Annotated in this window: 28 protein-coding genes; 18 read left to right on the top strand and 10 right to left on the bottom strand. The window is 30.0% G+C overall.

The window, feature by feature from the left end; translation table 11 throughout:
* Positions 1-142 precede the first annotated feature (142 nt).
* Complete coding sequence (locus tag H0I27_RS12165) at positions 143-1,408, bottom strand: chloride channel protein (RefSeq protein ID WP_218730958.1); 1,266 nt, start codon at positions 1,406-1,408, stop codon at positions 143-145.
* Positions 1,409-1,525: 117 nt separating this feature from the next.
* Entirely contained in the window at positions 1,526-2,371 is an 846-nt protein-coding gene (locus H0I27_RS12160; RefSeq protein WP_218730957.1) for a DUF2911 domain-containing protein, read from the bottom strand.
* A 129-nt stretch (positions 2,372-2,500) separates the two neighbouring features.
* Between H0I27_RS12160 and H0I27_RS12155 the strand changes: the two genes are divergently transcribed.
* The gene (locus H0I27_RS12155) at positions 2,501-3,262 is read left to right on the top strand and encodes an NAD(P)-binding domain-containing protein (protein ID WP_218730956.1); all 762 of its coding nucleotides are present in this window, start codon (positions 2,501-2,503) and stop codon (positions 3,260-3,262) included.
* A 102-nt stretch (positions 3,263-3,364) separates the two neighbouring features.
* Here the strand turns inward: H0I27_RS12155 and gldG are convergent, their stop codons facing one another.
* From gldG to H0I27_RS12130, 5 genes are all read right to left on the bottom strand, one after another.
* Positions 3,365-5,011 carry a gliding motility-associated ABC transporter substrate-binding protein GldG gene (gldG, locus tag H0I27_RS12150; RefSeq protein ID WP_218730955.1) on the bottom strand — a complete coding sequence of 549 codons (1,647 nt, stop codon included), beginning with the start codon at positions 5,009-5,011 and terminating at the stop codon, positions 3,365-3,367.
* Positions 5,004-5,720, bottom strand: a complete 717-nt coding sequence (gldF, locus tag H0I27_RS12145) for a gliding motility-associated ABC transporter permease subunit GldF (protein ID WP_218730954.1) — start codon at positions 5,718-5,720, stop codon at positions 5,004-5,006. Before gldF ends, gldG begins: the two co-directional genes overlap by 8 nt.
* Positions 5,721-5,918: 198 nt before the next feature.
* Positions 5,919-6,446, bottom strand: a complete 528-nt coding sequence (locus H0I27_RS12140) for a GNAT family N-acetyltransferase (RefSeq protein ID WP_218730953.1) — start codon at positions 6,444-6,446, stop codon at positions 5,919-5,921.
* Between the two features lie 26 nt (positions 6,447-6,472).
* Complete coding sequence (locus tag H0I27_RS12135; RefSeq protein ID WP_218730952.1) at positions 6,473-6,769, bottom strand: putative quinol monooxygenase; 297 nt, start codon at positions 6,767-6,769, stop codon at positions 6,473-6,475.
* A 4-nt stretch (positions 6,770-6,773) separates the two neighbouring features.
* Positions 6,774-7,634 (bottom strand): S-adenosyl-l-methionine hydroxide adenosyltransferase family protein, encoded by an 861-nt coding sequence (locus H0I27_RS12130; RefSeq protein ID WP_218730951.1) that lies wholly within the window; start codon positions 7,632-7,634, stop codon positions 6,774-6,776.
* A gap of 129 nt (positions 7,635-7,763) precedes the next feature.
* Here H0I27_RS12130 and H0I27_RS12125 point away from each other — a divergent pair, with 129 nt between their 5' ends.
* From H0I27_RS12125 to H0I27_RS12075, 11 genes are all read left to right on the top strand, one after another.
* Positions 7,764-8,717, top strand: coding sequence for a PhoH family protein (locus H0I27_RS12125; protein ID WP_218730950.1), 954 nt, complete (start codon positions 7,764-7,766; stop codon positions 8,715-8,717).
* Between the two features lie 63 nt (positions 8,718-8,780).
* A complete protein-coding gene (locus tag H0I27_RS12120; RefSeq protein ID WP_218730949.1) occupies positions 8,781-9,725 on the top strand; it encodes a phosphoribosylaminoimidazolesuccinocarboxamide synthase in 945 nt (314 codons plus the stop codon).
* A 119-nt stretch (positions 9,726-9,844) separates the two neighbouring features.
* Positions 9,845-11,032 (top strand): enoyl-ACP reductase FabV, encoded by a 1,188-nt coding sequence (fabV, locus tag H0I27_RS12115; RefSeq protein WP_218733876.1) that lies wholly within the window; start codon positions 9,845-9,847, stop codon positions 11,030-11,032.
* Positions 11,033-11,141: 109 nt separating this feature from the next.
* Complete coding sequence (locus H0I27_RS12110) at positions 11,142-11,621, top strand: hypothetical protein (protein WP_158838376.1); 480 nt, start codon at positions 11,142-11,144, stop codon at positions 11,619-11,621.
* Positions 11,614-11,985, top strand: a complete 372-nt coding sequence (locus H0I27_RS12105; protein WP_218730948.1) for a glyoxalase — start codon at positions 11,614-11,616, stop codon at positions 11,983-11,985. The genes H0I27_RS12110 and H0I27_RS12105 overlap by 8 nt, the downstream gene beginning before the upstream one ends.
* A gap of 546 nt (positions 11,986-12,531) precedes the next feature.
* Entirely contained in the window at positions 12,532-13,197 is a 666-nt protein-coding gene (locus H0I27_RS12100) for a DUF5684 domain-containing protein (protein WP_218730947.1), read from the top strand.
* A gap of 74 nt (positions 13,198-13,271) precedes the next feature.
* Positions 13,272-14,228 (top strand): hypothetical protein, encoded by a 957-nt coding sequence (locus H0I27_RS12095; protein ID WP_218730946.1) that lies wholly within the window; start codon positions 13,272-13,274, stop codon positions 14,226-14,228.
* 125 nt (positions 14,229-14,353) lie between these two features.
* Complete coding sequence (locus H0I27_RS12090) at positions 14,354-14,854, top strand: hypothetical protein (protein WP_218730945.1); 501 nt, start codon at positions 14,354-14,356, stop codon at positions 14,852-14,854.
* A gap of 159 nt (positions 14,855-15,013) precedes the next feature.
* Complete coding sequence (locus H0I27_RS12085) at positions 15,014-15,997, top strand: phosphotransferase (RefSeq protein ID WP_218730944.1); 984 nt, start codon at positions 15,014-15,016, stop codon at positions 15,995-15,997.
* Between the two features lie 59 nt (positions 15,998-16,056).
* The gene (locus H0I27_RS12080; RefSeq protein WP_218730943.1) at positions 16,057-16,881 is read left to right on the top strand and encodes a hypothetical protein; all 825 of its coding nucleotides are present in this window, start codon (positions 16,057-16,059) and stop codon (positions 16,879-16,881) included.
* 53 nt (positions 16,882-16,934) lie between these two features.
* Complete coding sequence (locus H0I27_RS12075; RefSeq protein WP_218730942.1) at positions 16,935-17,525, top strand: phospholipid scramblase-related protein; 591 nt, start codon at positions 16,935-16,937, stop codon at positions 17,523-17,525.
* A gap of 85 nt (positions 17,526-17,610) precedes the next feature.
* On the opposite strand, the gene H0I27_RS12070 is transcribed toward H0I27_RS12075, so the two are convergent.
* The 3 genes from H0I27_RS12070 to H0I27_RS12060 all read right to left on the bottom strand — a co-directional run bounded on the left by H0I27_RS12070 (position 17,611) and on the right by H0I27_RS12060 (position 20,233).
* Positions 17,611-18,405 (bottom strand): TerC family protein, encoded by a 795-nt coding sequence (locus H0I27_RS12070; protein ID WP_218730941.1) that lies wholly within the window; start codon positions 18,403-18,405, stop codon positions 17,611-17,613.
* A gap of 64 nt (positions 18,406-18,469) precedes the next feature.
* Positions 18,470-19,240, bottom strand: a complete 771-nt coding sequence (locus H0I27_RS12065; protein ID WP_254713087.1) for a sulfite exporter TauE/SafE family protein — start codon at positions 19,238-19,240, stop codon at positions 18,470-18,472.
* A 78-nt stretch (positions 19,241-19,318) separates the two neighbouring features.
* A complete protein-coding gene (locus H0I27_RS12060; RefSeq protein WP_218730940.1) occupies positions 19,319-20,233 on the bottom strand; it encodes an AraC family transcriptional regulator in 915 nt (304 codons plus the stop codon).
* Positions 20,234-20,439: 206 nt separating this feature from the next.
* Between H0I27_RS12060 and H0I27_RS12055 the strand changes: the two genes are divergently transcribed.
* The 6 genes from H0I27_RS12055 (at position 20,440) to H0I27_RS12030 (ending at position 26,449) form a co-directional block, all read left to right on the top strand.
* Positions 20,440-21,939 (top strand): aldehyde dehydrogenase family protein, encoded by a 1,500-nt coding sequence (locus H0I27_RS12055; RefSeq protein WP_218730939.1) that lies wholly within the window; start codon positions 20,440-20,442, stop codon positions 21,937-21,939.
* A gap of 169 nt (positions 21,940-22,108) precedes the next feature.
* The gene (locus H0I27_RS12050) at positions 22,109-22,462 is read left to right on the top strand and encodes a DUF779 domain-containing protein (protein WP_218730938.1); all 354 of its coding nucleotides are present in this window, start codon (positions 22,109-22,111) and stop codon (positions 22,460-22,462) included.
* 165 nt (positions 22,463-22,627) lie between these two features.
* A complete protein-coding gene (locus H0I27_RS12045) occupies positions 22,628-23,047 on the top strand; it encodes a helix-turn-helix domain-containing protein (protein ID WP_165733570.1) in 420 nt (139 codons plus the stop codon).
* Positions 23,048-23,154: 107 nt separating this feature from the next.
* On the top strand, positions 23,155-24,369 hold the full coding sequence (locus H0I27_RS12040; protein ID WP_218730937.1) for a hypothetical protein: 1,215 nt from the start codon (positions 23,155-23,157) through the stop codon (positions 24,367-24,369).
* Positions 24,370-24,383: 14 nt separating this feature from the next.
* Entirely contained in the window at positions 24,384-24,644 is a 261-nt protein-coding gene (locus H0I27_RS12035; protein WP_165733568.1) for a DUF4212 domain-containing protein, read from the top strand.
* 35 nt (positions 24,645-24,679) lie between these two features.
* Positions 24,680-26,449 carry a sodium:solute symporter family protein gene (locus tag H0I27_RS12030; protein WP_218730936.1) on the top strand — a complete coding sequence of 590 codons (1,770 nt, stop codon included), beginning with the start codon at positions 24,680-24,682 and terminating at the stop codon, positions 26,447-26,449.
* Positions 26,450-26,487 lie beyond the last annotated feature (38 nt).

Genomic DNA, 26,487 nt, shown 5'->3' with positions numbered 1-26,487 from the left:
GATAATAAAGTTGATTAAAATATTTACGAATAACCAAAAAGAATGTTGCTTAAATAGATTTTAATTGTCAATTTATAGGTAACACGTTTATTTCTTGAAAAAAATAAAACGTTCTCGTCAGTTTATTACTAATCTTTAAATACTATTCTTTTTTATCCATTTGAGAACCAATAAATGCAGTTTTTGGTGCTAAAAAATAACCTGTTAAACTAGCAAATAGAATGGGTATGAAATAAGAAAAACCTGTTAATGTAGCTAGTAATATTGTGGTACTCATTGGTGTTCTTGTTACGCAAGCATTTATACCTGCCATGCAACAAATAATTGCTAAGGAAACATTTATAGATGGAAAAAAATGGTGAATTATCAAACCTAATGTTGTGCCTACAAAAAACAATGGTATTATAAAACCACCTCGCCAACCAGAAGTAACGGTTACAGAAATAGCTAAGATTTTAAAAATTAGTATTAAAAATAAAGCATTAATAGAGAAATCATTGTTTAACAAAGAGTTAATTTCTTCATGTCCAAAATATCTTGTTAAAGGAAAATAATAAGAAATGATACCAAGTAGTATCCCACCAATTAAGGTTTTAATATAAATAGCTACTTTGATCTTTTTAAAAACAGATTTTAAAAACTTTGTACAATATATAAATATCCATCCCACTAATGTGGCAGCTATTGCTAATAAAACGGCAATACCAAAATCAAAGGTTCCAGAAAATTGATAAGTAGGCAAAGTCCAAGTAGCACCTAAGCCTAAATGTATAATTAATGAAAAAACAATATAACTAAAACAACTAGCAACCAAAGCAGGCATAATTGCTTTGTAGTATTCTACTGCGTGTTTGTGATGTAATATTTCTAAAGAAAATAAACTTCCTCCTAAAGGTGCTCCAAACAAAGCTGTAAAACCAGAAGCCATACCAGCAATACTTAGTGAGCGTAGTTCTTCTCCTTTTAATCTAAATATTTTTCCTAACCATGTACCTGTAGAACCTGTTACCTGTACTAAAGGTGCTTCCGGACCAAGACTTCCGCCAGAAGCTACACAAAGTAGAGAGGAAAGTACCATTGAAGGGTTGTTTTTAGGAGTTAATTTTCCTTTGTTAAAACGAATATTATCTACAATTAAATCAATCTCTCCTGGGTCTCCAATAAAATGTATGATTAACCCTGCTAACAAACCACAAATAGCCATGGTAGGAATTACCAACCAACCATCAAAAAAAGCTATTTTATGAATTAAAAACTCTAAAACAACCCAATAGGTTCCTGCAATTACACCACCAATTAATCCTACGAGCGCCCAAAGTAAAAAGGTACGATTAAAAACAAATGGATTAAATTTTATGGGTTGGTCTAGTAGGTTAGAATATGAAATTAATTTTCTCTTAATTTTCATTTTGAGTATCGATTTGTAGGTATAAAATAGGTGGCGAAATTAGATGAAAATAGTATGGAAACAAAAAATCTCAAGTGAAAGCTTGAGATTTTAAGTTTTATTAAAGAGAAAAACAATTTACATTGCTCCCCATTCTTTTAAAGATGCTGTATTCATTTTAATATAACCTGCATTTCCTGCTTCTTTAGCAAGTCTTAGAGATTCTTTTGCAGCTTTAATTGCTCCTTTTTTGTCTCCTGCTTTTGCATGAATTAATGCTTGTTTACGAACATAAAAGAATTTTGGTGATTCAGCAGTCATTTCAATAGCTTTGTCAATCCAAATTTGTGCTTCTTTAATATCTTTATCTGCTTCTAAATAATAAGATGCAGCTGCATAATAATCAGCAGCAGAAGGTCCGTTCATAACAGTTGTAATTTGGTTAGAAACCATTTCTTCTACTGGTGTTTCAATTTTAAAACCTACATAGGTGTTTTCCCACATAATTCCTAAAACAGCAGTATTAGTGGTCATATCATCAAAACTAATGGTAAAAGTTTCAATTACCATTGGTATATTTTGTGTTGCAACATTCATTTTTGCAACAATTTTAGTTTCATCTAATTTTTTTGGAGTTCCACTTTTTGTTTCTTCATATATTACAATATCCCAAGATTTCTCTGTAGGTATAGAAAAAATAGTATAGCTTCCTTTTTCTACTTTATTACCATCAATAGTAACATCAGTAGAAAATGTAATTTTTGTATTGGCATTTGCTCCAGTTCTCCAAGCTTCATTAAATGGAACTAAATCTCCAAAAATTGTTCTTCCTTTTACTCCTGGTCTAGAGTATTCTACAGTAATATCTGTTAAGCCAACAATTTGTTCAATTTTTTGTAATGGACTTGGTTGGGGTGTAGTAATTTGTGCGTTTACAGTTAATGTAAATACTGCGATAAATAAAGATAAAATAATTCTATTCATAATTAGTGATTTTTTTTGTGATTTTATTGATACTCAAAATTACAACTTCAAATAAATAGAATTGTTAACAAAACCTTAAAAAGGGATTGTATATTTGTTATTATTTATAGCGTTAAAAAGTGGTTTTTTATGAGGAATGTAAGTGTTTTAGGTTGTGGTTGGTTAGGGAAATCTTTAGCGATTTCTTTGTTGGATGAAGGGTATGCTGTAAAAGGTTCTACTACGAGCGAAGAGAAGCTAGAACTTATAGAAATGAATCATATAGAACCTTATATTGTAAATATTTCTGAATTTGAAGAGTATGATGATTTCTTACATACAGATATTTTAATCATTGCTATAACTTCTAAAGATGTGGATGGTTTTGAAAATTTAATATCTCAAATTGAAAACTCTCCGATTCAAAAAGTGATCTTTATTAGTTCTACTTCTGTTTATGGTAGAATAAATAAAGTAATGACGGAAGAGGATGCTGTTTTAAATACACCGCTAACAGAAATTGAAAATTTATTTAGAGATAATACTTTTTTTGAAACCACAATAATTCGTTTTGCTGGTTTATTTGGTGATGTTAGACAACCTTATAATTGGTTTAAAAATGGACGAAAAATTCCGCAACCAAAGGGGTTTGTAAATATGATTCATAAAGAAGATTGTATAGAAATTATTCATGAAATTATAGCACAAGATTGTTGGAACGAAACTTTTAATGCGTGTTCTAATCATCATCCAACTAGGAGAGAATTTTATACCATAGCAAAATTAAGCAACGATTTTGAAATGCCAGAATTTGAAGATAATGAAGTCTATGAATGGAAAATTATCAGTTCTAAAAAAGTCCAAGAAGTTTTAGGTTATACTTTTATTCATGATGACTTGTTAGATTTATAGGGGGTATAACATTTCGAAGTGATAGTCGTTATACAAGTAAGTATTGCGTTATCAAAAAAAATCTCAGCGTATCTTTGCGTTTTTCCTTCGTAAATCTCTGTACTATAGTCGACTATACTTCCTGTTTCTCAAATAATTAAAAACAAATCCGAAGGTAAATAAAAGGATTAATGGTAGAACCACGTTTAAAAACTGCCAAAAAGTACGTTCCTTAAACGCTTTTTGTTTGTCTAATGTTCTAATTTGTAAAGTTTTGTTTCTAAGCTGAATTAAGCCTGCATCATCTAGTAAATAATCGACAGTATTTAAAAGGAAATCTTTATTACCAAACTGTTGATTTGTCCATTTATCTCTATTTAAATCGAACGGTTGCTTTTTTAAAATTTGATTTTTTCCAATATCACCATCAGAAATTACAACCATTTTATTGTTGATCGAATGCTCTTTAAAAAGATTGGTTTCAAAAGGTTTTACCCTGTCTTTATAGGCCGATTTAAAATTACCTTCAAGTAAAACTGCAACTAATTGATTTCCGCCTCTGTACTCATCTTCAATGACTTCATCAGCAATAGATTGTAGTTCAATAAAGCTAGGAGTTCCAATTCTTTTCGTTAAAGTAGAACTTAATAATAAAGGTGTTTTTTTTATGTTGTTTTTTAAAGTATCTATCTGATTTGAAAATTGCAATCTAACAGGAGAAACATTTTTTGTAATTGGATGATTTGGATTTCCACCAACCAAAGGATGGAAAAACCAATCTAAATTTTTAAACTGCGTTTGATTTCCAACTTTACCAGTAGCTAAAGGGATTTGAGCAGCAAATAAATCTTTAATCAGAGAGGTATTAATTCTTATTCCGTAAGAAAATAATAGGTCTGTTAAGTTTAAATCTCTTGGATACGCCAACATCTTTCCAGAATTGAATAAACTATCTTGATCTGCTTGCACATTGTCTAACATCCACAATGTTTTTCCGCCATTGGCGATAAATTGATCTAAAGTCAGTTTTTCTTTCTCTGTAAACTTTTCGGTTGGCTTTGCAATAATAGCCAAATCTAAAGACGTTAAATCTTTTAGAGTTTGCTGTGGATTGATCTCTACAGAGTCCAATGTAAATTTTGCTAATTTATATTTCTTAGCAACTTCACTTAAAAAACTATATTGATAAATGTCTTGTAATTCTCCGTTTCCAGTAATTACAGCCACACTTTTTTGTTTTTTTTGAGTAACAGAATTAATGGCGTTAGAAAAACTATACTCTAAGTTTTCAATGGCTTTTTGCAGTTGTTCGTCTTGCGATGCTACAATGGCATTTGGCAATAATGAAACAACGGTAGATTTTTTACCGTACACTACTTCTGCAAACGGAAAAATAATAGCTTCAGATAATTTACCATCTTCTTCAACGGTTAACTGGCTAGGTAACATGCCTCTTTTAATCAACTCTTCTCGCTGATTATCTGGGTTTTCAAAATTAATTCTGATGTTAGAATTAGTAGTGGCTAGCTCTTCTAAATACTGTCTTGTTTCTGCTTGTAATCTTTTAAATTCTGATGGAAAATCTCCTTCTAAATAAACGGTAACAAATAGAGGATTGTTTACTTTAGAAAGGATGTTTTTTGTAGTTTCAGAAAGCGTGTAACGATTATCTGCTGTTAAATCGAAACGTTTGTAAAATGATTGGTTGATCACATTTAAGAGAATCAATCCAACAATTATAAGGATGCTATTTTTTATATTTTTATTCATTATCTAAACGTGTTTTAGTGATGAATAAAAAGAAAACAGTAACACTTAAAAAGTATACAATATCTCGTGTGTCAATTACACCTCTAGAAATACTTTTAAAATGTTCGTTTAATCCCATTTTTTTTAGGGTTAAATTATTACCGATAGAATCGGAAATTACATCAAAACCATAAAATAAAAAGAAGGTGATAAAAACACCTAATATAAAGGCTACTATTTGGTTTTTAGAAAGTGTAGATGTAAATAAACCAATAGCAGTATAGGTTGCGGCTAAGAATAATAAGCCAAGATAAGAACCAATTGTACTACCAAAATCGATGTTTCCGGCAGGGTTTCCTAATTGATAAATCGTATAAATATAGGTTAGCGTAGGTATTAAAGCAACAAAAACTAATAGGAGGGAAGCCGAGAATTTACCGAGTACAATTTGCCAATCGGAAATTGGTTTTGTTTTTAAGAGTTCTATGGTTCCGTTGTTAAATTCATCAGCAAAACTTTTCATGGTAATTGCCGGAATCAAAAATAAAAAGACCCAAGGAGCTAAGAAGAAAAACGAGGTTAAATCTGCAAAACCTGCGTTTAAAATATTAAAATCGCCTTTAAAAACCCACAGAAACAAACCGTTTAACAATAAGAAAACACCAATAACTAAATAGGCAATTGGGCTTGCAAAAAATGAGTTGAATTCCTTCTTTAAGATCGCTATCAATGTAAAATGTTTATGCGTTTACTTGGTTCTTTGTATTTCTAATTTTATTTGTCAAAAGTATCTCGACAAGCACAGTGTGACATTGTTTTTTAATTGTTCTTAGTTTTTAAGATGTTACTAAATTAAATTCAATAACCAATTAATATTTCTGATGTCTGCCTGAGCTTGTCGAAGACTCTTTATTTTGATCTCTAGTTTCTATTTTTCTAACTTATAAATTCTATTGTCTTCAAAACCTTCATCTGTTCTGTCTGTTTGCAAATCAAAATCTAGTTTATGTAACAACGTAATAGAAGCAAGATTATTTTTGTGTGTAAAAGCTTCTATGGTTTTTAATTCCATTTTTTCAAAAGCATACTCTAATACTTCTTCAAAAGCTTCAGTCATATAACCTCTTTCTTGGTAGTCTGGGTGAATTTCATACCCGATTTCTGCATAATTTTCTGCAACATCAAAATTACGTAAACCAATTGTACCTAGTAATTCTGCACTGTTTTTAGATTCAATAACCCAAAAAATCCCTTTGTTGTCCGCTACTAAATTAGTGGCTTGGTCTATAAAAGCTCTAGCTTCAGAAAGATTTTTAAGAGACTCACGTTGTATGTATTTATTAACTTCTTTGTTTGCTCTTAAACCAAAAACTGCTTTTGCATCTTCTAAATTTATTGCTCTTAATGTTAATCTGTCTGTTTCTAAAACAGGAAAAGTAGTAAAATCGAAATCCATTATTTATTTATATTTGTCTTAATTTTTTATTGTAAGCTCACTTTTTTATCAACGCTCCATGCTAGTGGTTTATCGTTAAAAAACACTTTTGTTTTTGCCCAAACATCTTTAAAAAGAGCTGAGTTTCTGTAATTTTCTAAATCTTCTTCTTGTTCCCAATAAGAGTAAGTGAAAAAGATTTCAGGATTTGTTTTGTCTTGATATAATTCTAATAAGTTACAACCTTTAGAAGCTCTAATTAATGCTTTTTTTTCTTCAAACATTAATAAAAACTCTACGATGTGTTTGGTATGAAAACTTAATTTTACAATTCTAACAAACATGTTTTTAGGTTAAGTGAGTGAAATCTGGTTTTATGTCATCGATAAAATCGATAATTATAGCATCTCTATAGCCTAAACCTAGCAGGGTAGATGCACCTCCAACTGTGTCTAAATTACTTCGGTAAATTGCAATTTCTAAATAACCGGCAGAATTAAAAATAGCCAATTTATGACCTTCATATTGCTGGTTGGTGTAAGATTCATTGCTTACTACTTCATTATATTTAGTGAATATTTTTGTAAAAGAATGTTTTCTTGCATGCACAATATAATTTCTTCCTTTGCCTATTTCTTTGAACATTTTTTTACTGATATTGGTAATTACATTTCCGTAATTATCAATATAAATAATGCCTCCAGAAATTTGATTTTTCTGCTGATTTGTCTTTGGCTGAATTTCTACAATCTTTTTAAATTCAGGAATTTCTTTACCAATAACCGTTAAATTTCCTCCTCTAGCAATAAAACAGGCTACTTGTACAAATACATCTAAAACAGGAAAACTACTTTCTATTCTATCATGAATATTGATTTCTACAATTTTACTTGGTTGAATTTCCGAAGCAATCATAGAGATTAACCCGTTATCTGGACATACAAAAAAATGACCATCTAATTCTATGGCAATGTGTTTGTTGTTATCACTTAATTCTGAGTCTACACCAACAATGTGTATGGTACCTTTAGGGAAACTTTTGTAAGAGTTTTTTAAAATATAAGCAGTTTCAGTAATACTGAAAGGAGATACTTCATGTGTAATATCTACAATTTTAGCATCTGGTAATTCAGAATAAATAGCTCCTTTTACAGCGCCAACAAAGTGGTCTTTTGTGCCAAAGTCTGTTGTTAAAGTGATTATAGACATTAAAAAATGGGCTGTTAATTAATTGTGTAAAAGTTGTTAATTATTTTACGCAAATCTAATCATTTTAAAAAATTTATTGGTTATTTTTAGTTGAAATATAAATGTAATTTATTAATAAAAATTAACCATTTGAACGAACGCACTATAGAGCTTACAGAAATTAGTCCTAAAGATTTTTTCGGAGCACAAAACAGTACTATTGAACAATTAAAGAGATACTTTCCAAAAATTAAAATCGTTGCTAGGGGATCTAAATTAAAAATTTATGGAGAACCAGAAATTTTAGATGAGTTTGAAATTCGAATAGAACGTTTGATAAAGTATTATAATAAATACAATAAGTTAGATGAAAATAGTATTGAACAAATTCTAACGTCTAACGGAAATGAAGAAAAAACAACTGCGGCTAAAAACGCTAAAGAAGTTTTGGTACATGGAGTTAGCGGAAGGTTGATAAAGCCACAAACCGAAAACCAACGTAAAATGGTTACTCTTATGGGTAAAAACGATATGTTGTTTGCTGTTGGACCTGCAGGAACAGGGAAAACATACACAGCAGTTGCTTTGGCGGTAAAAGCTTTAAAAGAAAAAGAAGTTAGAAGAATAATTTTAACAAGACCTGCGGTAGAATCTGGTGAAAATTTAGGATTTCTTCCTGGAGATTTAAAGGAGAAATTAGATCCGTACATGCAGCCTTTGTATGATGCTTTAAGAGATATGATTCCGCATGAGCGATTAGAATCTTATATAGAAAAAGGAGTGATTCAAATTGCACCTTTGGCTTTTATGCGTGGTAGAACTTTAGACAATGCATTTGTAATTTTAGATGAAGCGCAAAATACAACCCATAATCAAATGAAGATGTTTTTAACAAGAATGGGTAAAAGTGCAAAGTTTATTATTACGGGAGATCCTGGTCAGATAGATTTACCTAGAAAGCAAGTTTCTGGTTTAAAAGAATCTTTATTAGCCTTAAAAGATATTGAAGGAATTGCTCAGGTATACTTAGACGATAAAGATGTGGTAAGACACCGATTGGTGAGGAAAATAATTAGTGCATATAAGAGTATAGAAACAGAATAAAAATTTTAGTTGTTAGTAACTAGTCTTTAGTTTATTTTTGCGGCCACAACAACATAACATATAATGAATACAATTAACAATACTAATTTTCAATTTCCTAAGCAGAAGTCTGTTTATATAGGGAAAGTAAGAGAAGTTTATAATATAAATGACGATCTTTTGGTAATGATTGCAACAGATAGATTGTCTGCTTTCGACGTTGTTTTACCACGTCAAATTCCGTTTAAAGGTCAGATTTTAAATCAGATTGCAACAAAAATGATGAATGATACCGCAGATATTGTTCCGAATTGGTTAATTGCAAATCCAGATGAAAATGTTGCCGTAGGTCATTTATGTGAGCCTTTTAAAGTAGAAATGGTAATTCGTGGTTATATGTCTGGTCACGCAGCGCGTGAATACAAATTAGGTAAAAGGACTTTGTGTGGTGTTGCCATGTCAGAAGGTTTAAAGGAAAACGATAAATTTCCGGAAGCTTTAATTACGCCATCAACAAAAGCAGATAACGGAGAGCATGATGAAGATATTTCTAGAGAAGATATTTTATCAAAAGGAATTGTTTCTGAAGAAGATTACATTGTATTAGAAAACTATACAAGAGCTTTATTTGCAAGAGGGACAGAAATTGCTGCAAAAAGAGGGTTGATATTAGTAGATACTAAATATGAATTCGGGAAAACGAAAGAAGGTAAAATTGTATTGATTGATGAAATTCATACACCAGATTCTTCTCGTTATTTTTATGCTGATGGGTATCAAGAAAGACAAGATAGCGGAGAAGCGCAAAAACAATTGTCTAAAGAGTTTGTACGTCAGTGGTTAATTGAAAACGGTTTTCAAGGAAAAGATGGACAACAAATTCCGGCAATGACAGATGATAAAGTCATCGAAATCTCTAACAGATATATAGAATTATACGAACAAATTACTGGAGAAACTTTTGTAAAGGCTTCCACAGAGAATGTATTAAATAGAATTGAGGAGAATGTACTTCAATTTTTAAAATAACACATAAATTTACGTCATTGCGAGGAGGAACGACGTGGCAATCTGATTATTTTAATTATAAATAAAAGATTACTTCGTCATGCTTCCTCGTAATGACGAATTTTTTAAAACCAACAACCATGATTATAGAACCAAGAACAAGAGGATTTATCTGTTTAACATCGCACCCAACGGGTTGTGAGCAAAACGTGATCAATCAAATAGAATATGTAAAATCGAAAGGAAAAATTGAAGGCGCAAAAAAAGTACTAGTAATTGGTGCTTCTACAGGATTCGGATTGGCTTCAAGAATATCTAGTGCATTTGGTTCTGATGCTGCTACAATTGGAGTTTTCTTTGACAAACAAGCAACAGAAGGAAGACCAGGTTCACCAGGTTTTTATAATACAGCTGCTTTTGAAAAACACGCAACTGCTGCAGGTTTATATGCAAAAAGTATTAATGGAGACGCTTTTTCTAACGAGATAAAAGAACAAGTTGTAAACTTAATTAAAGAAGACTTAGGTCAGATTGATTTGGTGATTTACAGTTTAGCATCACCAGTAAGAACACATCCAACAACAGGAAAAAGATATAAATCTGTTTTAAAACCAATAGGAGATGTTTTTTCTAATAAAACAGTAGATTTTCATACAGGTAAAGTATCAGAAATTTCTATCAATCCTGCAGAAGGAGAAGATGTAGAAAACACAATAAACGTAATGGGGGGTGAAGATTGGAAAATGTGGATGGACGCATTACAATCTGAAAACTTATTATCAGAAGGAGCTAACACAGTTGCTTATTCTTATATTGGCCCAGAAGTAACAAAACCAGTATATAGAAACGGAACTATTGGAGCTGCAAAAGATCATTTAGAAGCAACAGCTTTTACAATTACAGACGATTTAAAATCGATTGGTGGTAAAGCATATGTTTCTGTAAATAAAGCATTAGTTACACAAGCAAGTTCTGCAATTCCTGTAATTCCTTTATATATTTCATTATTATATAAAGTGATGAAAGCAAAAGGAATTCATGAAGGTTGTATTGAGCAAATTCAGCGTTTGTATAGTGAACGTTTATTTGGAGGCGATTTAGCTTTGGATGAAAAAGGAAGAATTAGAGTTGACGATTGGGAAATGAGAGAAGATGTACAAGCAGAAGTTAACAAGCTTTGGGAAACTGCAACTACAGAAAACTTATCAGAAATTGGAGATTTAGAAGGTTATAGCAACGATTTTTACAACCTTTTTGGTTTTAAAGTTGGTGGTGTAGATTATGATGCTGATGTAAATGAAGTTGTAAACGTACCAAGTATTCAGTAAGATTCTTATCCCGCGATAGCGGAAACATAAATATAAACCTCACAGTTAATGCTGCATTTATTTGGCAACTATTGTGAGGTTTTTTTTATCTTGTACAAAATTAAAGTTGATGAAAGCAGTAACTGTAAAACAATTAAAAGACGAACTCTCTCATAAATCTGCCAATGAGTTGAAAGAGTTGTGTTTGCATTTATCAAAATTTAAAAAAGAGAATAAAGAATTACTAACGTATTTGTTGTTCGAGTCTCATGACGAAGAACAATACATACAGAGTGTAAAAGATCAAAACGAAGTATTGTTTTCTGAGATTAACACAAAGAGTTATTTCTATATTAGAAAAAGCGTTCGAAAGATTTTAACACTCAATAAAAAATTTATTCGGTATTCTAAAAAGAAAGAAACAGAAGTAGCATTATTGCTCCATTTTTGTCGTTGTTTAAAAGAGTTTAAACCGTCTATGAAAGGGAGTGTAAGATTAGTTGCAACTTTTGACAGGCAAGTGGTTTTAATTAAAAAAGCAATTGCTACGTTACACGAAGATTTACAATACGATTATCAACTAGAATTAGACGAATTATTAGATGAATAAAAAAGAGAGATCAGTATTAACGGATTTAGTGAATGAAGGAACTTCTGAAATGGAAAAATTTCAGAATGAAGTATTAAGACCGGTAATAAAAATGCAGCACAGTTTGTTGATTAGTTCATTTAAGCACCATCTTATAAAAAGAAAAGTAGATTTTACTGATTTAACGGATAAGAAAAGAAGAAGTAAAATTACTTCTGTTTTTAAAACGGATAATAATTATAAGAACTTTACTTTAGGGATAATTATTGGTCATTTTTCTTCGGATGAATTTACTTTTTATGCTGATAATGCATCAGAAATTAATAGAAGGGTTTTACAAATTACAGCGCAAAGAATTAAGGATAGTATTTTGGAAGTTGTGTAAAAATAATAAAGTGACTAATTAATTTTTTGTCATAATATTAATTAATCATATTTCTTCAGATATACGAAATCAAGAGTTAGAAATATTAAAAAAAGAAATTCCAAAATCAAAATTATTTAAAAAAATAATAATTCTAAATCTTAGTAATACAAAAGGAAAAACTATACACTTCAGCTAATATTAAGTATTGCTTTTTTTTAATCACTTACGAAAACTCTCTCAGGTTTTATTTTATTATTATTTTTTAAATTAGTCGCTTAAAACGGAACAAACCATACAAAAAACAGGTTGGCAAAAATTTGATAAAAACAAAAAATGAATTCTAAAAACATCCCAAAATATATTGTTATCTGCACAATGTTAATTGCTTTATTTTATAAGGTTTTTCCAACCTATTATTATAATTTTATTAATAGAGTGGGATTCTACTTTCATGTTGTAATTTTTGACATTATCTTAATACTATGTTTGATTTACTTTATAATTAAGGCTAAAGATTCGTTTAATATAACACTTAAAAAAGTTATAAAATATGGCTTTTTTTTTATGCTATCATCTGAAGTGATTTCTAATATTTGGTTCTTTATTTATCAAAAACAAATTTTTAGCATAGTAACATCTCCGTATTTTATTTACAAAGTAATTAATAGTGTTTTATTTGTGTTTTGGGCAGTTATCATAATTTCTAAAATTAAAAAGACAAAATATTCGTTTAATGAATTATTGATTAGTTTACTATCTTTTCTTATAGTAAGTGATATTTTTTTGTACTGCTGGCATCTAATTGACTCTTACTTAAAATCAGATATAAGCATAAGTAATGTTATCCCTTCATTTCCATCGTTTTCAATTCCATCGTTTTCTATATCAAACTTTAGTTTTAGAACTCTTTTTACAGGTATAATTGAATCTCCAACAATACTATTACTATTTGTAGTGTTTTACTATAGTTCGTATGTGCTATTCGTAAATTATAAGAAAAAAGGTATTTATTCTATAATACCAATTAAAAAAGATTTAATCTTTTTAGAAATTTCTAAAAAACCTACTTGGTGGATTATTTTCTTATTAATTCCTTTCATTAGATTAATTCCAAAATATTTAATAAATGTGGAATTAGCAAAAGTCTATCACAAAAAAAAAGGTTATGCATTCGGTATGACATTAATACCTTGGTTTTTTTATGGAAAATTAACTTTGAACAAAACGTAAAATAATTAGATCTAACTCGGATTACAAAAATCGCAACTTTCTTAAAACATAAATACGTTAACAGTAATTACCAAATGAAGCACGCCTTAAAAATAACATCTCTACTATTTATTCTGATATTTATTTCTTGTGGATATCAAAAAACGGAGGAAGATAAACATCCTGAAATTCCAGTTTTTCCAGAGCATACCAACAATAAGATATCTATAAAACAATTCACTACTAATTTAATAGACATTAAGTATAATGAGAAAAACTTATTTGCTAATAATGAAAAAGGTGATTTGATTATTTTAGATAGAAAATTTAATAAAATAAAAGAATTAAAGCTGCCTAATAATTACATTAGTAAGGACGGAACTATTTATTTTATGCAACCTAATGAAAAACCGGAATTAATTGAGGTTTATAAAATATCTATTGAGAATAATTTCAAAAAAGAAAAATTAAAGAATTTTATCATCAATTCTAGAGAACCGTTTACAATAAGAGATTCTTTAAATATAGTTTATAAGCGTAAAATAAAAGATAAAGACAATCTTAAAATTAAGAGTCATATAGATAGTTTAGTTCATGTTGTTTATCAAAAAGAAAATAATTTAACTTCTGATAAAATAAAAAAATTAAAACCAAATCTAATTTCAATTTATCCATTATCAAATTCAGTAAGTGTTTTAAGATTCAAGGACAAAGAATTTGCATTGTATACGAGATATGACCATACAAGTGAGTTTAAAGACGAGTTAGAAAAAACACGCCTTAATGGATTAGAACCTATATGGGATTTAGAAAAAAGTCCAAAATCATTTGATAAGGTTGTTTTAGGGAATTCATTTTCAGGAAATCATTACGTTGGTGGTTACACTTCTTATGGCTACAATTATGTAGAACTTTCATTACTTAACGAAACAACAAAGTTTAAAGCAAAAAACTCAAACAATGGAAATGGTGTAAATATTTTATATGAAAGCAAGGACACAATTATCTTAAAAGATTTTGATAAATTGTATCATATAACATTAAAAAAATAACAATTACCAACACTGTTTAAATCTTATTGCTGGTTTTTATTCACGCAGCAATTTATCCATTCTTTGAAAATGTAAATTTGAAAACGAATAGAGTGGCAATTAAAAAAAAACGAAACACTTCATCAATGAAAAGTCCTTTATACTTCTTATTTCTAATAACTTCCTTTTTAGTATGTCAAACTTCTTTTACGCAAGAGAACTTCGAAAAAACAAAGATTGTTACCAATGTCTTTAAAGCATTAAAAAAACAGAAAGTAAAAATTATTTTTAAGAGTTTACCTACTAAAGATGATATTACTTATCTCATTCCGATAGAACAGGCTGCGCAACCAAACAAAGACATTCCTAGTGTAGATGCTATATTTTCAAGATATAAAAAAGATGCCGCTGAAAATTTTGGGCAAATAATTAAAAAAGGAAATGCTTTTGGAATTGAATGGAAAGATATTATTTTACAGAAAGTGCGATTTGAAGCCAATCCAGACCCAAGCATACAAATAGAGAGAGGTAATATTACTTTGGTTTGCAAAAGCAATGATAAAAAATTTCTAATAGTAATAAGAAAAACCTATAAAATACATGGTACTTGGCGATTTATGAAGAGAATGAAATTTACATTATTATAGTGAGTTATGATATCATTTATCAACATTAATAATTGTTTTAACGATTCTTTTGAGTCTAATGAGGTTTATAATCCAACCAAATAGTATTGAGAGGATAGGTTATTATATTTCAACGCAATTTATTTGAACACAAAGGATCTCAACCACAACTAAATAAAAATGACAGAATTTCCAGTTATAGCCTCTACAATTTCAGCAAAAGCATTGGGAGAGTTTGCAAAAGAAAAATACGGACTCCATAAAAATTTCGATTGTAAATTATTTAGAACAGGAATGAACCACACTTATTTTCTTTCTGATAGCGAAACAAAATATGCGTTAAGAGTTTATAGTCATAATTGGAGATCAAAATCTGAAATAAATGAAGAAATTGAACTTTTAAACCTATTAAGTGAAAATGATTTAGGGGTTTCTTTTCCTATTAAAGATAAGAATGGAGAATTTATTCAAGAAATAAAAGCACCAGAAGGAATTAGATATGTAGTTCTTTTTTCGTTTGCAAAAGGTAATAAGATTAGATTTTTGGATACTGAAACATGTTCATTAATTGGAGAATTAATGGCAAAAATTCATAATCTTACAGTTAACAAAATTATAGATCGAATTTCTTATGATAAAAAATCACTGTTAGAATTACCTTATACATATTTAAATCAATTTTTTTCAGAGAAATTACCAGAAATGGAATTTATAAAAGGAATTGATGCATTCTTTGATAAAATGGATTTTGAAAACTGCCAAAAAGGGATTGTTCATTTAGATATTTGGTATGATAATATGGCAGTGTCTGATGAAAAAGAAATTACTATATACGATTTTGATTTTTGTGGAAATGGAGAGCCGGTTTTAGATGTTGGCTATTTTTGTAACCAGTTATTTCATATTGAAACCGATAAGAAAGAGTACGAAGTAAAAAAGAAATATTTTTTAGATGGCTACCAAAGTATTAGACAATTATCTGAAAAAGAATTGAAAATGATTCCTAAAGCGGGTTTAGCTGTTTTTGTTTTTTATCTAGGTGTACAAGCAAAAAGGTTTGATTGGTCTAATATCTTCTTGTCCGAGAATTATCTTAAAATGTTCTATATAGCAAGATTAAAATCTTGGATTGAATATAATAACATCCAAAAAATAACGGATTAATTTAATTGAAAGCACGTTATACCTTTTTTTATATTAAATATTACTTAATGCTCTAAAGAATGACATTACCAGAAAAAATAAAAGAAGTATCAATCTATTCAGAAATAGAGATTGGGGGATATCCTCCAAATGGATTTCTTCAATTTACAGAAGCAAGTTTAGGAAATGGAGATAATTTTGGATTCTATTGGGAGTTTGGAAAAGAAGATAAAGAACCTGTAATTTGTGAAATGATTCATGATGAGGGAGCTATTGTTCCGAGGTTTTCTAATCTTAATAAATTCTTGGATTGGTATAAGCTAAATGATTATGATTGGGGAGAAGAAGAGATTGAGGATGAGAAATTTGTTTTTAGTTTATTACATAAAGGAAATGAATATTTAAAACAAAATGATCCTAAAAAAGCAATTGAATTTTATAAAGAAAGTACCGAAAGTTTTGGAGAGCTTAGTGAAAACTGGTTTAAATTGGCTTCTCAATATAAAAGAATTGGAAATGAATTAGAGTTTCAAAAAAGTATAATTAATTCAATTATTTCCAATTGGGCAATTGATTTTCCTTCTCAAAATGCAATAAGAATGTTTAAGAATTTAAACGCAATTGAGGAATTAAAAAAGCATCCATTAATTAAAAATAGAAAGAATCTTGAGTTTAACTTTGGAGGACAAAAAGAGAATAAAGACTATTTAGTAATTAGAGAAATTATAGAAGAACTAAACCTAAATGGAGACATTAACAAAGCATTAATAATGGAACAAAATTATGGCTTAAAAATGTATTGGGAAACATCCTCTTTTCAAGAGAGAAATAATTTTAAACTTGAAGAATGGCAAAAGGAGTTTAAAGAAAAAACGATTAAACGATTAAAAATAAACATTGGGTAATATATCAAAAGGGAAAAAGAGTATTATATCAATTAATAAAAATTAGATAATAAATGAATTCAAATTTTTTTGATTTAAAGACTTATTTTATTGACGAAAAAGTCAATATTTTTAAGTTTAAAAATTGTTATAAAGTATTTAACGATAAAGGAAATGAGGTTGGTTCTGTAAATCAAAAACTTACTTCAGGACAAAAAGCGATTAGATTATTATTAAACAAAACGATGCTGCCTTTTCAGCTAGAAATAAATGATGCGTCAGGAAATTTACAAGCATCTATATTTAGAGGTTGGACTTTCTTTATGTCTACAATTCGTATTGATGATGCAAAAGGCAATACTATTGGTAGCATAAAACAAAAATTTAAATTATTAAAACCAACTTTTAAAATTTATAACAAATCCGAAGAACTTGTTGCTGTAATTACTGGAGACATGAAAGCTTGGAACTTTCAAATAAATGATGCTTCTGATAAAGAAATAGGAACCATAACTAAAAAATGGAATGGAGCTTTAAAAGAAGTTTTTACCACAGCAGACAAGTATAAAGTAGATTTAAATGCAGGTTTTACTGATGAAGCCAATAAAATAGTAATTCTGTCTAGTGCAATAACTATAGATATCGTTTGGAGAGAAAGTAGATAATTTAGTACAGAAATTAAATAAAGACATAAAAAAAAGTCGTTGTAAATACATACAACGACCTTTTTTTTAACTCTATAATTAAGACTTATTTCTTAGCTTTCGCTAAGTTCTTTTGATATTTTCCTTGTACAACATCAACAATAATTAAAATTGCCAATACAAAATAGAAGGTTGTTTTACTCATTGGTACAATTTCTTCTCCAAAAAGTTTAATGTGTGCTAAATGTCCGCCTTCTGTAACTAGCATAATTCCAACTATAAAAAGGATAAACAAGCCAAGTACTTCGTACATTCTGTTTTTAGATAAAAAAGTAGAAATTTTATCAGCCATAACTAGCATAATTAAACCACTAATTACAATTGCAATTGCCATTACAATAAAAGCAGTTGTTTCATTCTCTATTTCACTTGTAAGTCCAATTGCAGCTAAAATAGAATCAAAAGAAAAAACCAAGTTCATAATAACAATACTTGTAATTACTGCGTTAGACGATTTTGTACTTTTATTAGCCATCATTTCTGAGACTTCCATTCCTTTAGTAGAAATCATATGCCAAATCTCTTTTATAGCGGTAAAAATAATGAATCCACCACCTAATAAAACTATAATACTATGTCCGTTAAAAGCAAAATGGATAATATTTTCTATTCCTCCGGATAAAAAAGAGAAAGGTTCTTGAAAAAAATCGATGATTGAAACCAATATAAAAAGCAGCACAATTCTTAAAACGATGGCGATTAAGATTCCTGTTTTTCGAACTCTTTTTTGATCTGCTTCTGGCGCTTTTTTAGATTCTAAAGAAATATAAAGTAGGTTGTCAAATCCTAAAACGGCTTGTAAAAGCACTAGCATTAATAAGGTAAAAATAATTCCTAACATTTAATTTTTTTTGATTTGTTAATTTAAGAATTCAAATATATTTAAAAACCCGAACAAATGATTTTTAAAATGGAAGATATTTTAATAAAATCCTGATACTCACAAAAGCAATTAAAATTGCAGTTGCTTTTTTAAGTTGAATAGGCGTAAAGTAGTTATTGCTCATTCTGCTACCAATTTGTCCGCCAATAAAAACGGTAATTAATAAAACAGAAGTTAAGTGCCAATCAATTATAAAATCCGGATTAGAATATTGTCCCAACAACCCTGCAATAGAGTTTACAAAAATAAAAATACTTGCAGTTGCTGCAATTTTTTTAGGCGTGTCCCAGTTGGTTAAATGTAATAAAGGTGCTAAAAAAATACCGCCGCCAATACCAACCATTCCAGAGATGAAACCAATTATACCTCCAAAACTTGCATTTTTAAGAGAGTTTGAAGTTGCTTTTTTTTCATCTGAAGTAATTATTTTTTTAGAAATCCACATAGTAATTGCCGCAAAAAGAAGCGTAAATCCTAATAAAATAAAAAAGAAATTTTGATTGATTTTTAATTTTCCTCCTAAAAATGCAAAAGGAACACTGAGTAAAATAAGCGGAATTACTTTTTTCCAATCAATCTTTTTTTGATGATAAAAGAAAAATACGTTTCCAGAGACTACAACAATATTACACAACAAAGCAGTTGCTCTAATTTGGGTAAATACGATTCCTGTTAATGCTAAAATAGCTAAATAGCTAGAGCCGCCACCAAAACCAACAGAAGAATATAAAATTGCAACTGTAAAGAATAGTAATATGATGTGCCAATACGTAAAAAAGGATTCTATAAGCAAGTTGTAAATTTAATATTTTTGTAGCATTTTTTTACTACTATAAAATTAAATAAAGGTAGTATAAATATTAAAGACAATTTAAGAATTTATAGACTTCTTAAATTGTTGGGGAGTCATCAATTCCATCTTTTTAAATTGTCTGTTAAAATAACTGGTATTGTTAAAACCAGCTTTAAAAGCAATTTCCGACATTCTAAAATCTTTAGATTCTTTGATTAATTTTTTAGCAAATTTTATTTTTTCAGAGTTTAAAAAATCAATAGGAGAAATGCCTAAAGTATTTTTAAACTTTTTATGAAAATGAGAAGCACTCATGTGTGCTTTTTTTGCTAACACATCTACATTAATGTTTTTATTGGTTAAATTTTCTTTTATATACTTAATAACCATGCCTATTCTGGTGTCGTTAAAAAGTGGTTCATCATTTAATAAAATAGATTTTGCCTTGGTTTGTAAAAGCCTTACAATAAGTTCTTGAATCATTAAATCTAACAAAACATCTTTAGAGGTATTGTTATTGGTAAAAGTGTAGGTTAATCTTTTTATAAGTTGATTAACGTCGTTATTGTTCGTTAAATGGCTACTGCTTTTATCTAAACTCCAAGTATTATTCTTGTTTTCAATGGCAACATGTTGATTAAATCTACCTACAACCTCGTTAATCTTAGTTCCATCAATTCCTAAAGCTAAACATTGTGTAGGATTGTCTTTTTTTGCCAACGGAAAATCAATAATCATTTCCTTATTTCTAGGCATAACAACAGATTCTCCAGGATAAAAATCAAAAGAAGGAATACCGTCTATATGCATTATTTTTTTTCCGGTAAGCATACTCGCAATAATTGGAAAATCGAATTTTAAAGCCACTTTTTCTGCATATTTATGAGTTTCGTAAATATTTAGTTCAGCATAATCTGCATTGTAAGTCGTTCTATTTTCTACAAGTGTAGTTAGTTTTCTATATTTTTTATGTTGATGTAATAAATGACTCATAATTATAGCTCTAAAATTTTAAAGGACGATTTATATAATAATAGAATTGTTCAACAATATAATAAATATGTTCTATTTATAGTGAATATTATAAAATAACTTTACCTAAAATGATAATACATTATATTTTAACCAATATTATTGTCATTATATTAATAACAGCCTACTGCTATAGCAGGCTTAATCATATAAAAAAACACTAAATTATGAGTTATTCAAAACCGAAATTTAAAGACAAGTATCACAATTTTATCAATGGGAAATTTGTAGCTCCAATTGGAGGTCAGTATTTTGATAATACATCACCAATTGATAATAGTTTTATAGCAAAATATCCTCGTTCGCAAAAAGAAGATGTAGAGTTGGCTTTAGATGCAGCCAATGCCGCAAAAGAAGCGTGGGGAAATACATCTGCTACAGAAAGAGCTACCCTATTAAATAAAGTAGCAGATATTATTGAAGCTAATTTAGAAGAATTTGCGTTGGTAGAAACGTGTGACAACGGAAAACCAATTCGAGAAACTTTAAACGCAGATGTGCCTTTAGCGGTAGATCATTGGCGCTACTTTGCAGCTTGTATTCGTTCTGAAGAAGGAGGAGCTTCTGAATTAGATCAACATACATTATCATTAACTATTAAAGAGCCGTTAGGAGTTGTTGGGCAAATTATTCCTTGGAATTTTCCTTTATTAATGTTGTCTTGGAAATTACCACCAGCTTTAGTTACTGGTAATTGTGTTGTTTTAAAACCAGCAGAACAAACACCTGCAACAGCTACTTTATTAATGGAAAAAATAGCCGATGTTTTTCCGCCTGGAGTTATAAATATTGTACATGGTTTTGGTCCGGAAGCAGGAAAACCACTAGCATCTAGTGCAAAAGTAGATAAGGTTGCGTTTACGGGAGAAACCACAACAGGTCAATTAATTATGCAATATGCTTCTAAAAACTTAAATCCGGTAACGATGGAATTAGGAGGGAAATCTCCAAATGTATTTTTTAATTCTGTTATGGATCATGATGATGCGTATCTAGACAAAGCGATTGAAGGTGCTGTTTTATTTGCATTTAATCAAGGAGAAGTATGTACCGCTCCTTCTAGAATTTTAGTGCAAGAAGATATTTACGATGCGTTTATGAAACGTGTTGTAGAAAGAACGAATGCAATCATTCAAGACAATCCTTACGATGTAAATACTATGGTAGGGGCGCAAGCATCAAAAGATCAATACGAAAAAATACAATCTTATATAGAAATTGGTAAAGAAGAAGGAGCAAAAGTGCTAACCGGTGGTTCTGCTAATGCATTAGAAGGGAATTTAGCAAACGGATTCTACATTAAGCCAACTATTTTAGAAGGACATAATAAAATGCGAGTCTTCCAAGAAGAAATTTTTGGTCCCGTAGTTTGTGTTACAAAGTTTAAAGACGAAGCAGAAGCTTTAGAAATTGCAAATGATACTCTTTATGGTTTAGGAGCCGGAGTTTGGACGCGAGATGCACATCAATTATATCAAATTCCAAGAGCTATAAAAGCCGGTAGAGTTTGGGTAAATTGTTATCATGCATATCCTGCACATGCACCTTTCGGTGGATATAAAAAATCTGGTTTTGGTAGAGAAAACCATGTTATGATGCTTAATTACTATCGTCAGACTAAAAACATGTTAATTTCTTATGATAAAAATAAATTAGGTTTCTTTTAGGAGTTGATAAATAATATATTAGAGGCTGTCTGAAAAGGGGTGAATCCTGTCTTGTAGAACTTGTTTCGGTATCTCAATGCAATGATAATAAACTATCGTAAGAATCTAAAATAAATGCAGATGGACAAAAAATCTCTTTTTAAACAGTCTCTTTTTAATACCCAAAATTATGGAAAGAGTAGCAATTACAGAAGAAGCAGCAAAAATATTAGAGCAATTAAAAGAAAAACATAGCGAATTAATTTTTCATCAAAGTGGTGGCTGTTGTGATGGTTCTGCACCGATGATTTTAGAGAAAGAAGATTTTTATTTAGACGAGAGTGATATTTTATTGGGAACTTTAAACGGTGTTAATTTTTATATGAATCAAGACCAATTTGAGTATTGGAAACACACACATTTAACAGTTGATATAACGGAGGGTAGAGGGGCTAGTTTTTCTTTAGAAATACCATTAGGACTTCGGTTTTTTATTAACTCTAGATTATTTACGAAAGAGGAAGCTTCCTTTTTTGGAAATTAACAATGGAGTACAGTAGTCTTAATATTTTTCATTTTAATAATATAAGCTTTAAAAATTAGTGTTATTCACTTCTTTAAAGCTTTTTTTATGAGTAATTATTTGTTTATTAACAAGTTGACTCAAATTTTATTGCTAAATTACTATATTTATGCTAAATTAATATATATGACTATAGATTTATGTCCAAATTGCAGTTCAGATAGCTACATTAAAAGTGGTATTGTTAATAATAGGCAACGCTATAAATGTAAAAAATGCAATTACTTTTTTACGGTAAATAAGATTGGAAAGAAAATAGACGATTATTATGTAAACAAATCTTTACAGCTATATTTAGAAGGATTGACCTATCGAGAGATAGAGCGCATCTTAGGGGTGTCTCATGTAAGTATTATGAATTGGGTAAAAAAATACAACATAAAAAGACCTTACAATTCTAAATATCATTCTACGTATAAAATTTTAAATGCTACAGAACTAGGTGTTTATTTCAGTAATTCAGAAAATATAAAGGGAGCAGGAGTTGTGGTTACAGAGTTAGGTGATAAGTTTATGTTGATTAAATGGGAGCGTTTTAAAGATTAGTATATCTAATTAACAAATAAATATAGTAGTTTTTTGTTAATTAATTGTTTTTCCGAGTTTAGCAGTGCACACAAAATCAATTATTTACTAGTTAAACAACTAAATTTATGAAAAACAAAAAATTACTACAACTAGTTTTTTTTCTGTCCTCTTTTCAGTTTCTTGTTGCACAAGGCTCTCCAGACTACAATGGTGGATTAAAAATTAAATTCGACGAAGACAGTAAAAAATACCTTCGGTTAATTTCTTGGACACAAGTACAAGCAACTTATAATAATGATGCTCCCAAAACTTCGAGTAAAACAAGTGTTAATTTAAGAAGAGCACGTATAATGCTATTTTCTCAAATTACTGATAAGTTTTTAATCTTAACTCATTTTGGTTTAAACAGTTTAAATGCAGGTACACTTTCACCTACAGGTAATGGAGATGGTTCTCAAATTTTTGTACATGATGCTTGGGTACAATACCGTTTAAGTGATACCCATGCTATTGGTGCTGGTTTACATTATTTTAATGGTATTTCTAGACTTAATAATCAAAGTACTTTAAATATGATGACGCTTGATAATAATCGTCAGTCTTGGGCTACTATTGGATTGTCAGATCAATTTGCAAGACATATTGGTCTTTTTATGAAAGGGAATTTTGGTAAATTACAGTATCGAATCGCTGTTAATGATGCCATTACAAACGGACTAGATACTAGAGTTGTAACAAGCGGACAAACAGTATATGGAGGAGTTAATTTATTAGGTACTAAAGATGCAGGAAAAACCTTTGCAGGATATTTTGAGTATAACCTATTAGATCAGGAATCTAACTTTTTACCTTTTAAAGTTGGGACTTATCTTGGCGAAAAAAAAGTATTTAATATAGGCGCTGGATTTTTTTTACACCCTAATGGTGCTGTAAAAATTGAAAACGGTAATCTTGTGGGAGAAGATGTTTCCATTTTTGCAATAGATGCTTTTTATGATTCTCCCTTAGGAGATGATGGAAGTGCTCTTACCGCTTATGCAACGTATCAATCTAATAATTATGGCGAAAACTATTTGTACAGTGCTTATGGCACTGGTAATATGCTGTATTCTCATGTAGGTTATGTGTTTGCAAGAGATAAAACTAAAACAAGATTTCAACCTTATCTTTCTTACGGAAGTAATAGCTATGATGCCACTACAAATAATAGAAATATTTTAGGTGTAGGTATAAACGCTTTTATGAGTGGGCATAATTCAAAATTAACATTAGAGTATCAAAATCAGGATTATGGCACTTCTACAAGCGCTGTAACCTTACAAGCAATGATTTATTTATAAAAAAAATAATAATTATGAGTGATAAACAAGAAAACGCTTCTGCGTATTGGAAAGAGAACATTAAGTATTTAACAATATTACTTATAATATGGTTTGTGGTATCCTTTGGATGCGGAATTTTATTCCGAGAAGCCCTAGATACAATTAGACTTGGAGGCTTTAAATTAGGTTTCTGGTTTGCCCAACAGGGATCTATTTATGTATTTGTAATTTTAATTTTCGTTTACATACGGTTAATGAATAAACTAGATAAAAAATATGGTTTCGACGAGTAATCCTTAACTAAAACTAAAAAATAAAACAAAATATTATGAGTGTACAAACTTGGACTTGGTTATTAGTAGGAATTACTTTTGCCCTTTATTTCGGAATCGCAATTTGGGCTAGAGCAGGCTCTACAAAAGAATTTTATGTAGCTGGCGGAGGGGTTTCTCCTTTAGCAAATGGTATGGCAACCGCGGCAGATTGGATGAGTGCTGCCTCATTTATTAGTATGGCAGGTATTATTTCCTTTGCGGGTTATGATGGCTCTGTTTATCTAATGGGATGGACTGGTGGTTACGTGTTGTTAGCATTATTATTAGCTCCCTATTTACGTAAGTTTGGTAAGTTTACAGTACCCGATTTTATTGGAGATAGATATTACTCTAATACCGCAAGAACAGTGGCTGTAATTTGTGCTTTAATTGTTTCTTTTACGTATGTAGCCGGACAAATGAGAGGTGTAGGAATTGTTTTTTCACAATTTTTACAGGTTGATATTGTGTATGGAGTTTTAATAGGTATGACTGTAGTTTTAGTTTTTGCTCTTTTAGGAGGGATGAAAGGAATTACATATACGCAAGTAGCGCAGTATTGTGTATTGATTTTTGCTTTTATGGTACCCGCATTTTTTATCTCTGTTCAAATGACCGGGAATTTAATTCCTCAAATAGGAATGGGAGGAACGGTAGAAGATGGTACTTTTCTTTTAGATAAATTAGATACACTACACACTCAATTAGGGTTTAAGGAATATACTTCTGGTTCTAAATCTACTTGGGATATTTTTGCAATTACATTAGCCTTAATGGCGGGAACAGCAGGTTTACCTCATGTTATTGTTCGTTTTTTTACTGTTCCTAAAGTAAAGGATGCACGTAAATCTGCAGGTTATGCGTTGCTTTTAATCGCTATTTTATATACTACGGCTCCAGCAATTGCTGTTTTCTCTAGAACTAATTTAATTGAAACGGTTAGTGAAAAAGAATATTCAGAGATACCTGTTTGGTTTAAGAATTGGGAAGATACAGGCTTAATTTCTTGGACGGATAAAAATGGAGATGGTAAAATTCAATATGTTGCAGGAAACGCATTAGATGGTAAGAAACCAGTGTACACAGAAGATAGAGGTACGTTTGGAGAAAGATTAATTTCAAACGCAGATTTAGATGCTAAAAACGAATTGTATGTAGATAGAGATATTATGGTATTGGCAAATCCAGAAATAGCACAATTACCAAATTGGGTAATCGGGTTGGTTGCGGCAGGTGGGTTAGCAGCAGCATTATCTACAGCTGCAGGTTTGTTATTAGTGATTTCTACATCAGTTTCTCATGATTTAATTAAAAAACAATTAAAACCAGACATTTCAGACAAAGCAGAGTTAACGGCAGCAAGAATATCCATTTTTGTAGCAATTTTAATTGCAGGGTATTTTGGTATCAATCCGCCAGGGTTTGTTGCTGCGGTAGTTGCACTCGCATTCGGTTTGGCAGCAGCTTCTTTCTTTCCTGCGATTGTTTTAGGAATTTTTGATAAAAAAATGAATAAAGAAGGGGCCATTTCAGGGATGGTAGTTGGTATTGTGTTAATGCTTTTTTACATGATGAAGTTTAAATTAGACATGTTTGGTGGTGGTACAGAAGAAGATTGGTGGTTTGGTACTTCTCCAGAGGGGTTTGGTACAATTGCAATGTTTGTTAATGTGGTTATTTCAGTAGTGGTTTCTAGAATGACTGCGGCTCCACCACAAGATGTACAGGAAATGGTAGAAAGTATAAGAATACCTTCTGGAGCCGGAGAAGCTTCAGATCATTAAGCGATACTATTAAAAAAGTAAATAAATAAGAGGAAATT

The organism is Polaribacter sp. HaHaR_3_91, from assembly GCF_019278525.1.
Taxonomy (GTDB): domain Bacteria; phylum Bacteroidota; class Bacteroidia; order Flavobacteriales; family Flavobacteriaceae; genus Polaribacter.
The sequence above is the reverse complement of the archived record's forward strand: the minus strand, read 5'-3'. Positions and strand labels throughout refer to the sequence as shown.

What these genes read in the sequence shown, in the direction of transcription:
- H0I27_RS12165 (WP_218730958.1), bottom strand. Translation starts at nt 1,408, where the DNA reads ATGAAAATTAAGAGAAAATTAATTTCATATTCTAACCTACTAGACCAA.
- H0I27_RS12160 (WP_218730957.1), bottom strand. Translation starts at nt 2,371, where the DNA reads ATGAATAGAATTATTTTATCTTTATTTATCGCAGTATTTACATTAACT.
- H0I27_RS12155 (WP_218730956.1), top strand. Translation starts at nt 2,501, where the DNA reads ATGAGGAATGTAAGTGTTTTAGGTTGTGGTTGGTTAGGGAAATCTTTA.
- gldG (WP_218730955.1), bottom strand. Translation starts at nt 5,011, where the DNA reads ATGAATAAAAATATAAAAAATAGCATCCTTATAATTGTTGGATTGATT.
- H0I27_RS12140 (WP_218730953.1), bottom strand. Translation starts at nt 6,446, where the DNA reads ATGGATTTCGATTTTACTACTTTTCCTGTTTTAGAAACAGACAGATTA.
- H0I27_RS12135 (WP_218730952.1), bottom strand. Translation starts at nt 6,769, where the DNA reads ATGTTTGTTAGAATTGTAAAATTAAGTTTTCATACCAAACACATCGTA.
- H0I27_RS12130 (WP_218730951.1), bottom strand. Translation starts at nt 7,634, where the DNA reads ATGTCTATAATCACTTTAACAACAGACTTTGGCACAAAAGACCACTTT.
- H0I27_RS12120 (WP_218730949.1), top strand. Translation starts at nt 8,781, where the DNA reads ATGAATACAATTAACAATACTAATTTTCAATTTCCTAAGCAGAAGTCT.
- fabV (WP_218733876.1), top strand. Translation starts at nt 9,845, where the DNA reads ATGATTATAGAACCAAGAACAAGAGGATTTATCTGTTTAACATCGCAC.
- H0I27_RS12110 (WP_158838376.1), top strand. Translation starts at nt 11,142, where the DNA reads ATGAAAGCAGTAACTGTAAAACAATTAAAAGACGAACTCTCTCATAAA.
- H0I27_RS12105 (WP_218730948.1), top strand. Translation starts at nt 11,614, where the DNA reads ATGAATAAAAAAGAGAGATCAGTATTAACGGATTTAGTGAATGAAGGA.
- H0I27_RS12100 (WP_218730947.1), top strand. Translation starts at nt 12,532, where the DNA reads ATGCTATCATCTGAAGTGATTTCTAATATTTGGTTCTTTATTTATCAA.
- H0I27_RS12095 (WP_218730946.1), top strand. Translation starts at nt 13,272, where the DNA reads ATGAAGCACGCCTTAAAAATAACATCTCTACTATTTATTCTGATATTT.
- H0I27_RS12090 (WP_218730945.1), top strand. Translation starts at nt 14,354, where the DNA reads ATGAAAAGTCCTTTATACTTCTTATTTCTAATAACTTCCTTTTTAGTA.
- H0I27_RS12085 (WP_218730944.1), top strand. Translation starts at nt 15,014, where the DNA reads ATGACAGAATTTCCAGTTATAGCCTCTACAATTTCAGCAAAAGCATTG.
- H0I27_RS12080 (WP_218730943.1), top strand. Translation starts at nt 16,057, where the DNA reads ATGACATTACCAGAAAAAATAAAAGAAGTATCAATCTATTCAGAAATA.
- H0I27_RS12075 (WP_218730942.1), top strand. Translation starts at nt 16,935, where the DNA reads ATGAATTCAAATTTTTTTGATTTAAAGACTTATTTTATTGACGAAAAA.
- H0I27_RS12070 (WP_218730941.1), bottom strand. Translation starts at nt 18,405, where the DNA reads ATGTTAGGAATTATTTTTACCTTATTAATGCTAGTGCTTTTACAAGCC.
- H0I27_RS12060 (WP_218730940.1), bottom strand. Translation starts at nt 20,233, where the DNA reads ATGAGTCATTTATTACATCAACATAAAAAATATAGAAAACTAACTACA.
- H0I27_RS12055 (WP_218730939.1), top strand. Translation starts at nt 20,440, where the DNA reads ATGAGTTATTCAAAACCGAAATTTAAAGACAAGTATCACAATTTTATC.
- H0I27_RS12050 (WP_218730938.1), top strand. Translation starts at nt 22,109, where the DNA reads ATGGAAAGAGTAGCAATTACAGAAGAAGCAGCAAAAATATTAGAGCAA.
- H0I27_RS12045 (WP_165733570.1), top strand. Translation starts at nt 22,628, where the DNA reads ATGACTATAGATTTATGTCCAAATTGCAGTTCAGATAGCTACATTAAA.
- H0I27_RS12040 (WP_218730937.1), top strand. Translation starts at nt 23,155, where the DNA reads ATGAAAAACAAAAAATTACTACAACTAGTTTTTTTTCTGTCCTCTTTT.
- H0I27_RS12035 (WP_165733568.1), top strand. Translation starts at nt 24,384, where the DNA reads ATGAGTGATAAACAAGAAAACGCTTCTGCGTATTGGAAAGAGAACATT.
- H0I27_RS12030 (WP_218730936.1), top strand. Translation starts at nt 24,680, where the DNA reads ATGAGTGTACAAACTTGGACTTGGTTATTAGTAGGAATTACTTTTGCC.